Here is an 11,242-nt window from a genome sequence, read left to right as displayed (position 1 = left end):
GCATCAAAAAACAATCAAAAACAAAAACAAAATTCTTGTCCAAAAAATCCTCGACACCAGCCAAAACATAACTGGCACAAGAATATTTCTCTTACACACTATCGAGTTCTCAAAAAACACACACCCAACAACACCACACGACTAAATACATCGTGCGAACTTCATTGAGCAGAGTCTGTCACCCTGGCCGGCTCCCTCTCGGGCGCCCTGCTCGCTGGCAACTCCGATAAAGTTACACACCGTCGAACAGGAACACAACTCCGCTGGTCAGCGGCCGATCCGCGCGCCGGCGAAAGTCTTCTTGCCGCGGCGGAGCACCAACCAGTGCCCGTGCAGCAGATCGTCGGCCGACGGAATCCAATCGGCGTCGCTGATCTTGACGTTGTTGACGTACGCGCCACCCTCGTCGATCGCCCGACGAGCAGCCTTGCTGCCGGCGACGAGACCGGAGTCGACGAGCAGTTCCACGATGGTGGGCGCGGCACCCGCGTCGTACTCGGCGATCTGGGTCTCCCCCAGTGCCGCGGCCAGTGTTCCCTCGTCCAGTCCGGTCAGTTCACCGCGTCCGAACAGCGCCGAGCTGGCGAGTTCGACGGCCGCGGTCTGGTCGGCACCGTGGATGAGGGTGGTGAGCTCTGCGGCGAGGCGCTTCTGCGCGGCACGCAGGAACGGCTTCTCCGCGACCGCGGTCTCGAGCTCGGCGATCTCCTCGCGCGACAGGAAGGTGAACCACTTCAGGTACTTGATGACGTCAGCGTCGGCCGTGTTCACGAAGTACTGGTACCAGACGTACGGCGAGGTCAGCTCGGGGTCGAGCCACAGGCTGCCACCACCGGTCGACTTACCGAACTTGGTGCCGTCGGCCGCGGTGACCAGCGGGACCGTCAGTGCATGCGCGCTGCCGGCTTCCACCTTGCGGATCAGGTCGACGCCGCCGAGGATGTTGCCCCACTGATCGGAGCCGCCGATCTGGAGCACGCACCCGTACCGGCGGTACAGCTCGAGGTAGTCGTTGGACTGCAGGAGCAGGTAACTGAACTCGGTGTAGCTGATGCCATCCGATTCCAGACGACGCTTGACCGTCTCGCGCGCGAGCATCACGTTGACCGAGAAGTGCTTGCCGATGTCCCGCAGGAAGTCGATGGCGGAGAGCTTGCTGATCCAGTCGAGGTTGTTGACCAGCACCGCGGAGGTGACGGACTCGTCGATCGCGACGAAACGCTGCAGCTGGCCGACGATCTTGTCGGCCCAGCCGGCGACGGTGTCGGCGGAGTTCATGGTGCGTTCGCCGACGTCACGGGGATCGCCGATGAGGCCGGTCGCACCGCCGGAGAGTACGACGGGACGGTGCCCGGCCAGCTGGAAGCGGCGCAGCGTCAACAGCGGCACGAGGTGACCGGCGTGCAGGCTGGAGGCGGTGGGGTCGAAACCCGCGTACAGCGAGATCGGCCCTTCGGTGAGGACGGTGCGCAGTGCGTCGGGGTCGGTCGACTGTCCGATCAGGCCGCGCCAGGCCAGTTCGTCGAAAAAGTCGGGATCCACGGGAGTGCTCATTTGTCGCCCGCCTCACCGGTCAGCAGTCGGTGTTCGTCGTCGCCCACCTTGCGAGCGTCCGCGATCAACATGTTCGGGATGCCCAGGTCGTCGATCGCGTACGCCACGCGCAGCCGCGGGTTGTACAGCTCGTCGCCGGCATCGATCAGTTCGCCGAGGTCCTGCGGACAGACGAGCCGCGCCCGCACCACGGGGTCCAACTGCTCTGCACGTGAGGTCATGTGTGCTCCCTTTCGCCGCGCACCAGGCTACTCGGCGGACCGATCCCCGACCGCCGCGGGCTCGACGGCTGTCGTCTCGACCACAGGGGCCGCGACGGCCGACGGCCCGGCGGCGGACTGATCGCCGGACGGGCGCTGCGACACCGGCTGCGGCGTGGGACGCGACCAGTCGATGGTGTCGGCCGCCGACCGGGTGTAGCGCCGGTACCGGCCGTCCACGTCGCGGAACCAGATCCGCGAGCCCGGACGCGGCATGCTGCGATCGACGACGAGCGGACGGTACGACTCACTGACCGGAATGTCGCTGATCACGGTGATCAGGTGCGGACGCTGCGTCGCGGCGATCTCGCCGAGGGCGATCCGCAGCAGGGTGGGCGTGGTGGAGGCGACGCCGTCGCGCAGGGTGATGGCCGCGACCACCACCTCGGCACCGGGTTCACCGACGCTGTAGACCACCACCTGATCCACCGACGGCACCTTGGACAGCGCCTGGCGGATCGGTTCGGGGTAGACGACGCCGTCCGCGGTCCGCATGCTCGCCGCGGCCGAACCCATGTACCAGAGGTCGCCGTCGTAGTCGCGACGGAACAGCAGCCCGGAGACCTCCCACCGGTCCTGGCGGCGGAACACGTCCCGCAGCACCTGGCCGCTGACCTCGAAACGCTGCCCGGCGTGCGACATCAGCATGCCGACCTCGTTGGGTTCGGTCTGGCGGACGAAGCCGGTGTTCGCGTCGACTTCCAACTGTCCGTGCTCGGTGTCGTAGGCCGCCACCGCCACGTCGTTGGTCTCCGGGAGGGGTCGGCCCATCGCGCCGATCTTGCTGCCGTCGATGTTCGACAGAATGGCCGAACCGTCGGCGGTGGCGAAGAACTCGAGCACCTTGGCCCGCGGCAGGCGTTCGTCGATCTCCGTCCACAGCCCGGTCGGGAGACCCGAGCCCATGAACAGCCGCACGCTCGAGAGCTGCGCGGGATCGAAGTCGGACGCGTGCAACACCTCGCGCAGCATGGTCCAGGTGTAGGAGACGACGGTGACCCCGTACCGACGGACTTCCTGGCCGAAACGCCCGGGATCGACGCCGTTCGACAACGCGATCCGCGAGCGACCGGCGACGGTCGCACCCAGCGTGGTCAGCAGGCCGGAGGCGTGGTGCAGCGGCGGGAGGCAGTACACGGTGTCGTAGGTCGAGAGACCCGCGGCCGCGGCCGCACCGAACGCGGACATCGCGAACCGGTGGTTGGTCACCGACCACCGCGTCAGTCGCCCTTCGACGCGGGTGAACAGCACGAAGGCCAGGTCACCGGCATGCCCCGGATCGGGGCGGTACCAGGCCGGGATCCGGACCTGGTCCGGGTCGATCTGCTCCATGTCGACGATCTCGACGCCGTCGGCGCGATCGATGACGCGCTGGTCGCCGCCGCCGAGCACCAGCACGCGGTCACTGACGGCGGCCGCGGCCTCCAGGTGCACCGGATCGGTGACGATGGCCCGCGTCTGCGCGATGGTGAGCATCTCGTCGAGGTCGTCGGCGGTCGACAGCAGCACGGCGACGGCGCCGAGTCGCGACAACGCCGCGATGGCGACCAGTGCGCTCGGACGCGGATCCATCATCACGCCGAGGTGCTCGCCGGGCCGTACGCCGCACTCGATCAGACCCGCGACGACGTTGTCGATACGCGTGTTGACCTGTTCGTGCGTCAGGACGCGGTCCTCGAAGAGGAACAGTTCCGCGTCCGGGGTCCGACGATTGTTCTCGCTCATCAGCTTGCCGAGCGAGATCCGCGTGGACGACTGGATCTGCCCCAGGCGGAACAGGCGCGGCACGGTGCGGACCGATTCGGCGGCCACCGCGCGGGAGGTCCGCTGCACCGACTCCACCGCCTCGACGATCTCCTTGGTGAGCGCGGTGCCGGCGCCGGCCACCTGGCCCACCCCGTAGGTGAGGCGGTTGGACCAGCTGATGCCGGAGCCGCGTCCCTTGCGGTCGGGGTCCATCGGACCGATCTCGGCGGGCTCGTCGCCCTCACCGTCGTGCCACCGGATCCACTCGGCCGTCGTCGGCCACGACAGGCGGCCCGCGGTGGAGCCCACCACCAGGCCGAAGTGACCAGCGGGCACCAACGCCTCGTAGACGTCCGCGTCGGGCGAGGCGTCGACGATGCCGCGCACCGCGAGCGGCTGCCCGATGTCGTCGGTCTCGCCGACGAAAGCCAGGACGGGGCAACGGATCTCGGTCAACGAGACGATGTCGCCGTCGATCACGAAACCGCCGGACACCATCCGGTTGTGCGAGACGAACTGGCGCAGCAACTCGGCGACGGCCGGCCCGGACCAGGCGACCCAACCCTCCTGCTCGATGAAGCGGCGCTGGTCCTCACGCGGGAGGAGCGCGTCGCGATCGTGCAGTTTCCGCAGGAAGTCGATGCGGCTGCGGGCAGTCTTGACCGGGTCGGCGAGCTGAAAACCGGTGCGCGCCAACCAACTCGGGATCCAGAGCTTGTGGAACACGCGGTCGGCGAGGATCTCGGCGCCCGGAACGGCCAGGGCCGCAGGCAGACCCAGCGGTAGTGCGGCCAGCACGTCCACCGGGCTGCCGTAGGTCACGACGCTGGCGATGCCCTCCGAGCGTCGGTACGCGGCCGCCTGATAGGCGAACATGCCACCCTGCGAGTAACCGCCGAGGTGAATGTCCCGACCCACCACGCCCCGCACCAGGTCCACCACGCGACTGATCGCCAGCACGTGATCGGTGAGGGTGCGCTCCATGCCGCCCTCTTCGTGGTCGGGCGACCCGAAGTCGATCACCCAGGGGATGATCCCCTGCTTGTGCAGGATGGAGACGGCGCCGTTCTCTTCGGTCACGTCATAGACGTTGGCCGACACCATCATCGGCGGAATCAGGATCACATGCGAGTAGCCGTCGCCCGGATCGTCCGGGAAATACCGCCGCAGCCGGTACATCTGCTCGGTCTCGACGACGCGGTACGGCGCCGGCTCGGTCCCGGTGTCGAAGCCGCCCATGCGGATGACTTCGAGCCCGTTCTGCGCGGTCGCGACGATCCGACCGATCGTCCCCCCGACATTCGGCAGTCCTGCCACGGCATTACCTCTTTCACGAACGCGATCCCGCTCACTCTAGCGAACGGCGGTGGCCTGCCGAACACTTCCCTACTTGCGGGTCAGCTCGCGGGCGCCCCCGTCAGGCGAGTGCGTCGCGCAACTCGGCGATCTTCGCCGTGGCGACGTCGATCTGCCGCAGTACTTGCACCGACGCCGTGCCGCCGAGCGCGTTGCGGGACTCGATCGATCCGATCACGGTGAGGACCTCACGCACTCCCGGGGTCAGTTCGGGGTGGATCGCCCGGAAGTCGTCGTCGCTCAGATCGGCCAGACCGACGCCGCGGCTCTCCGCTTCGCGCACGCACGCGCCGGCGACCTCGTGCGCCACGCGGAAGGGAACCCCCTGGCGGACAAGCCATTCGGCGATGTCAGTGGCCAGCGTGAAGCCGGCCGGAGCCAGCTCGGCCATCCGCTCGGCGTGGAACTCGAGGGTAGCGATCAGGCCGGTCATCGCCGGAAGCAGTAGTTCGAGCTGTTCCACCGAGTCGAAGACCGGCTCCTTGTCTTCCTGCAGGTCCCGGTTGTAGGCCAGCGGCTGTGCCTTGAGGGTGGCCAGCAGTCCGGAGAGGTTGCCGATGAGTCGACCGGCCTTGCCGCGGGCCAGTTCGGCGACGTCCGGGTTCTTCTTCTGCGGCATGATCGAGCTGCCGGTGGACCAGGCGTCGGCCAGGGTCACGTAGCCGAATTCCGGTGTGCTCCACAGGATCACGTCCTCGCCCAGGCGGGACATGTCGACACCGATCATCGCCAGCACGAAGGCCGCCTCGGCGGCGAAGTCGCGCGAGCTGGTCGCGTCGATGGAGTTGTCGGCGGCGCTGTCGAAGCCCAGATCGGCGGCGATCGCGGCCGGATCCAGGCCGAGCGACGAGCCGGCGAGCGCGCCGGAACCGTACGGCGACACCGCGAGTCGACGATCGGCGTCGACGATGCGCGCCACGTCGCGCAGCAGCGGCTGCGCGTGCGCCATCAGGGTGTGGCCCAACAGCACCGGCTGCGCGGCCTGCAGGTGCGTCTTGCCCGGCATCACCACGCCGGGGTGCGCCTGCGCCTGGCCGACGAGGGCCTGCGCCAGGTCGAGCACATCGGCGCCGACGCGGCGGAGCGCCGCGCGCAGCCACATCCGGAACAGGGTCGCGACCTGGTCGTTGCGCGACCGGCCTGCGCGCAGGCGTCCGCCCAGTTCGGCGCCGACCCGCTCGATCAGGCCGCGCTCGAGTGCGCCGTGCACGTCTTCGTCGGACTCGGCGGCGACGAACTCGCCCGAAGCGATGTCGGCCGCCAGGTCGGCCAGGCCGTCGTGCATCGCCTCGAGGTCTTCATCGGTGAGCAGCCCGGCCCGATTCAGCACCCGTGCGTGCGCCTGCGACGCGGCGATGTCGAAGGGCGCCAGGGCCCAGTCGAAGTGCGTGGACTTGCTCAGCGCGGCCATCGCCGCGGCGGGCCCATCCGCGAAGCGGCCGCCCCACAGGGCACCCGTGTTGGTGGCGCCAGCCTCTGGCGTTGCGTTCGCGTCGTCGACCATGTGGTGCTCACTCCTGTGTGTTGGTGTTTCAAGTCTGGTGGTTCAAGTCTGGTGCAGTGCGGCGGTGGATCAGACGAGCCGTTCGAGGCTCTGTGCCACCTGCGCGCCGGTGCGCGGCTCCCGGGCGAGGACGAAGACGGTGTCGTCGCCGGCGATGGTGCCGACGATCTCCGGCAGGCTCGCGCGATCCAGCGCACTGGCCAGATACTGCGCGGCGCCCGGCGGGGTGCGCAGCACCGCCATGTCGCCGGACGAGTCCACCGATACCAGCAGCTCGCCGAGCAGGCGGGACAGGCGGGCGGTGCCGCCCGCGACGCCGCGGACCGGGCTCCCGTCCTCGGGCACCAGGTACACGCCGGTGCCGCCGTCGGCGCCGCGCAGCTTCACCGCGCCGAGCTCGTCCAGGTCCCGGGACAGCGTCGCCTGGGTGACGTCGATGCCTTCGTCGGCCAACAGCTGCCGCAGCTCCGCCTGGCTGCGCACCTGCATCCGCGTGAGCAGCTCGACGATCCGAGCCAGCCGCCCGGCCCGCGTCGCCGCCAGCCGGGGTGGGGTGGCCTCGGGCTCGGTCATGCCTGCTCCAGCAACCAGGCCAGCAGGGCCTTCTGCGCGTGCAGGCGGTTCTCGGCTTCGTCGAAGACGACGCTCGCCGGGCCGTCGATCACCTCGTCGGTGATCTCCTCGCCGCGGTGGGCGGGCAGGCAGTGCAGCACGATCGCGTCGTCCGCCGCGTGGCCGAGGAGTGCGGAGTTGATCTGGTACGGACGGAACGGTCCGACCCGATCGAGGCCGTCGCCCTCCTGCCCCATCGACACCCAGGTGTCGGTGACCAGCACGTCGGCACCGGTGGCGGCCGCGACCGGGTCGTCGATCACCGCGAGGCTGCCGCCGGTCGCCGCGGCCTGGCGCTGCACGTCGGCGAGGACCTGCGGGTCCGGGTCGAAGCCGTCCGGTCCGGACAGTCGCACGTGCATGCCGGCCATCACGCCGCCCAGTGCCAGCGAGTGCGCCATGTTGTTGGCGGTGTCGCCGAGGTAGGTCATGGTGAGCCCGGCCGGGGCGCCCTTGTGCTCGGTGATCGTCAGCAGGTCGGCGAGCACCTGGCACGGGTGGAAGCTGTCCGAGAGCGCGTTCACCACCGGGACGGTCGCGAACTCGGCGAGGTCGTCGAGCCGGTCCTGACCGAAGGTGCGCCACACGACGGCGTCGACGAACCGGGACAGCACGCGCCCGGTGTCGGCCAGCGTCTCGTCGCGGCCCATCTGCGTGGTGGCACCGTCGACGGCGACGGCGTGGCCGCCGAGCTGCGCGATGCCGACCTCGAACGAGAAGCGGGTGCGCGTGGAGTTCTTGTCGAAGATGAGGCCGATCGCCCGCGGACCGGCGAGCGGTTTGTGCCCGGTCGGGTCCTTCTTCAGCTCGGCCGCCAGGGCCAGCACCTGCGCCTGCTCGGCGGGGGTCACGTCGTCGTCCCGAAGGAAATGCCTGGTCATGCGTTCTCCTGCGCGGCCGCTGCGGCGGTCGCGGTGTCGAGGATGGCGGGCAGCGCGGCGACGAAACCGTCGGCCTGCGCCCGAGTGAGGATCAACGGCGGGGCCAAACGCAGCACGTCGGCCGCCGGAGCGTTGATCAGGAAGCCCTGCTCGCGAGCCGCGGCCTCCGCGCCGGCGGCGATCGGCGCGCGCAACACCACGCCCAGCAGCAGGCCGTCGCCCCGCACCCCGGCGATCTGCGGGTGCTCGAGCGCCTCGATGTCGGTGGCCAGCGCCTTACCGAGGGTGTCGACGTGGGTGAGCAGATCATGCTGCTCGATGTAGCCGAGGACGGCGAGCGCGGCCGCGGCCGCCGCGGGATTGCCGCCGAAGGTGGTGCCGTGCTGACCGGGCCCGAACAGGTCGGCCGCGGATCCGGTCGCGAGCACCGCGCCGATGGGCAGACCGCCACCGAGGCCCTTGGCCAGGGTCATCACGTCGGGCACGATGCCCGCGCGCTGGTGGGCGAACATGACGCCGGTGCGGCCGATGCCGGTCTGCACCTCGTCCAGGATCAGCAGCGCGCCGTGCTCGGCGGTGATCCGCCGAGCCGCGGCCAGGTAGTCCGGTCCGGGCACCACCACGCCGCGCTCCCCCTGGATCGGTTCCAGGATCACCGCGGCCGTCTGGTCGGAGACGGCGGCGGCGAGCGCGTCGATGTCGCCGTACGGCACGAAGTCGACGCCGGCCGGCATCGGCTCGAACGGCTCGCGCTTGCCGGGCTGGCCGGTCATCGCCAGCGCGCCCATGGTCCGGCCGTGGAAGCCGCCGTCGGCCGCGATGATCTGCGGGCGGCCGGTGAGCCGCGCGAGCTTGAACGCGGCCTCGTTGGCCTCGGTGCCGGAGTTGCAGAAGAACACCCGGCCGGGCTGGCCGAAGGCGTCGAGCAGCTTCTCGGCGAGTTCGACGACGGTCGGCGAGATGTACAGGTTGGAGACGTGGCCCAGCGTCTGCAGCTGCTCGGCCACCGCGCGCACCAGCTCGGGGTTGGCGTGCCCCAGCGCGTTGACGGCTATGCCGCCGAGCAGGTCGAGGTACTCCTTGCCGTCGGCGTCGACCACCACGGCGCCCTCGCCGCGCACCAACGCCACCGGCGGGGTGCCGTAGTTGTTCATGAACGAGGCGGACCAGCGTTCCTGCAGCGGGGCGGTCATGACGCGGGCCTTTCGACGGGAGTGGAGGGACGGGCGACGACGGTGGTGCCCGCGGTGGAGGCGGTGAGCAGGGCGGCCAGCACGGCGTGCGGGCGACGGCCGTCGATCACGTGGGCGGCGCGGACGCCGCCGCGCACGGCGCGCAGGCACGCCTCCATCTTCGGGATCATGCCCGCGTCCAGGCGCGGCAGGAGTTCGGCGACCGCATCGGCGTCGATCTCGTTGACCAGCGACGACCGGTCCGGCCAGTCGGTGTACAGGCCTTCGACGTCGGTCAGCATCACGAGATGCTCGGCGCCCAGCGCGTCGGCGACCGCGCCGGCGGCGGTGTCGGCGTTGATGTTGTGCACCACGCCGTCGACGTCGGGTGCGAGGGTGGAGATCACCGGGATCCGGCCGGCGGCGATCAGATCGTCGACGGCCGAGGTGTTGACCGCCGCGATGTCGCCGACGAGGCCGATGTCGAGCTGCTCGCCGTCGACCAGCACCGTGCGCCGGGCCGCGGTGAGCAGCTTGGCGTCCTCACCGGTCAGACCGACGGCGTACGGGCCGTAGCTGTTGATCAGGCCGACCAGTTCACGCCCGACCTGACCGAACAGCACCATGCGCGCCACTTCCATCACCTCGGGGGTGGTGACGCGGAAGCCGCCGCGGAACTCGCCGTCGAGGCCGAGGCGGGTCAGCATGGCGGAGATCTGCGGGCCACCGCCGTGCACCACGACGGGATGAATCCCGCAGGCGCGCAGCAGCACCATGTCGGCGGCGAAGGCCGCCTTCAGGTCGTCGTCGATCATGGCGTTGCCGCCGTACTTCACCACGACGCGGCGGCCGTGCAGCGCTTGCAGCGCGGGCAGCGACTCGGCGAGGATCGCCGCCTTATCGAGGGGCGGAGTGCCGTCGAGGGGTGGGATGCCGTCAGGGGTTGCAGTGCTCATGTGGTGTAGGCCGAGTTCTCTTCGACGTAGGCGTGGGACAGATCGGTGGTGCGAATGGTGGCCTCAGCGTCACCGAGGCCCAGGTCGGCCACCACGTCGATGCGGTCGCCGGACAGGTCGACCTCGCGGGCGCCGGCCACGCCGGTGCCGTCGACGCATACGGCCGATCCGTTGAACGAGACGGTGATGGTGTTCGGGTCGATCACCACCGGCGCGATGCCGATGGCGGCGAGGACGCGGCCCCAGTTCGGGTCGGAGCCGAACAGCGCGGTCTTGACGAGCGAGTCGCGACCGATGGTGCGGGCCACGGTGAGGGCCTCGTCTTCGGTGCGCGCGCCGGTCACGGTGATCGAGCAGCGCTTGGTGACGCCCTCCGCGTCACCCTGCAGCTGGGTGGCGAGGTCGTCGCAGACCGCGAAGACCGCGGCGTCGAGCGCCTCCTGGGTCACCTCGATCTGGCTGGCGCCGGAGGCCAGCAGCAGCACGGTGTCGTTGGTCGACGTCGATCCGTCGATGTCCAGACGGTCGAAGGTCAGCGCAGTGGCACGACGCAGCGCGGTGTCGAGCATGTCCGGGGCGACCTTGGCGTCGGTGGTCAGCACCACCAGCATGGTGGCCAGCGAGGGCGCCATCATGCCCGCGCCCTTGGCCATGCCGCCGACGTTCCATCCGCCCGGATGGTGCAGCGCGACCTGCTTGGGCACGGTGTCGGTGGTCATGATGGCCCACGCGGCGTCGGTGCCGCCCTCCAGACCGCCGGCCATCTCGTGGACGATCTCGGTGACGCCCGGCAGCAGCTTGTCCATCGGCAGCCGCTCGCCGATGATCCCGGTGGAGCACACCGCCACCTCGATGGCGCCGGTCTCGGTGCCCCAGTTCGACAAGGTCTGCGCGACCGCTTCGGCGGTGGCGTGGGCGTCCTGGAAGCCGCCCGGTCCGGTGCACGCGTTGGCGCCGCCCGAGTTGAGGATCACCGCGCGCACCCGCTGCGACTTGATGATTTCGGCGGTCCACAGCACCGGCGCGGCCTTCACCTGGTTCTTGGTGAAGACGGCCGCGGCACCCAGGTCGGGGCCCTCGTTGAAGACCAGCGCCAGATCGGACTTGCCCGACGGCTTGAGGCCCGCGGTCACGCCGGCGGCGCGGAAACCGAGCGGGGCGGTGACGCCCTGCCGACGCACCATCCGGGCGCCGATCAACT

At 69.8% G+C, this 11,242-nt stretch carries 9 protein-coding genes; all 9 read right to left on the bottom strand.

Annotated features, from left to right (window positions below; genetic code table 11):
- Positions 1-267 precede the first annotated feature (267 nt).
- The 9 genes from tyrS to argJ all read right to left on the bottom strand — a co-directional run bounded on the left by tyrS (position 268) and on the right by argJ (position 11,225).
- Positions 268-1,554: a tyrosine--tRNA ligase gene (tyrS, locus tag ABD989_RS08745; RefSeq protein WP_345313188.1), complete on the bottom strand. Its 1,287-nt coding sequence runs from the start codon at positions 1,552-1,554 to the stop codon at positions 268-270.
- Entirely contained in the window at positions 1,551-1,775 is a 225-nt protein-coding gene (locus tag ABD989_RS08740) for a Trm112 family protein (RefSeq protein WP_345313187.1), read from the bottom strand. The genes tyrS and ABD989_RS08740 overlap by 4 nt, the downstream gene beginning before the upstream one ends.
- A gap of 27 nt (positions 1,776-1,802) precedes the next feature.
- The gene (locus ABD989_RS08735) at positions 1,803-4,877 is read right to left on the bottom strand and encodes an AMP-binding protein (RefSeq protein WP_345313186.1); all 3,075 of its coding nucleotides are present in this window, start codon (positions 4,875-4,877) and stop codon (positions 1,803-1,805) included.
- 100 nt (positions 4,878-4,977) lie between these two features.
- A complete protein-coding gene (argH, locus tag ABD989_RS08730; RefSeq protein WP_345313185.1) occupies positions 4,978-6,420 on the bottom strand; it encodes an argininosuccinate lyase in 1,443 nt (480 codons plus the stop codon).
- 69 nt (positions 6,421-6,489) lie between these two features.
- Positions 6,490-6,993: an arginine repressor gene (locus ABD989_RS08725; RefSeq protein WP_345313184.1), complete on the bottom strand. Its 504-nt coding sequence runs from the start codon at positions 6,991-6,993 to the stop codon at positions 6,490-6,492.
- Entirely contained in the window at positions 6,990-7,913 is a 924-nt protein-coding gene (gene argF, locus ABD989_RS08720; RefSeq protein ID WP_345313183.1) for an ornithine carbamoyltransferase, read from the bottom strand. Before argF ends, ABD989_RS08725 begins: the two co-directional genes overlap by 4 nt.
- On the bottom strand, positions 7,910-9,106 hold the full coding sequence (locus ABD989_RS08715) for an acetylornithine transaminase (protein WP_345313182.1): 1,197 nt from the start codon (positions 9,104-9,106) through the stop codon (positions 7,910-7,912). Before ABD989_RS08715 ends, argF begins: the two co-directional genes overlap by 4 nt.
- Positions 9,103-10,041 carry an acetylglutamate kinase gene (argB, locus tag ABD989_RS08710; RefSeq protein ID WP_345313181.1) on the bottom strand — a complete coding sequence of 313 codons (939 nt, stop codon included), beginning with the start codon at positions 10,039-10,041 and terminating at the stop codon, positions 9,103-9,105. The genes ABD989_RS08715 and argB overlap by 4 nt, the downstream gene beginning before the upstream one ends.
- A complete protein-coding gene (argJ, locus tag ABD989_RS08705; protein ID WP_345313199.1) occupies positions 10,038-11,225 on the bottom strand; it encodes a bifunctional glutamate N-acetyltransferase/amino-acid acetyltransferase ArgJ in 1,188 nt (395 codons plus the stop codon). Before argJ ends, argB begins: the two co-directional genes overlap by 4 nt.
- Positions 11,226-11,242 lie beyond the last annotated feature (17 nt).

This window comes from Gordonia alkaliphila (genome assembly GCF_039542465.1).
GTDB classification, from domain to species: Bacteria; Actinomycetota; Actinomycetes; order Mycobacteriales; family Mycobacteriaceae; genus Gordonia; species Gordonia alkaliphila.
This window is presented reverse-complemented; position numbering and strand designations above follow the sequence as displayed.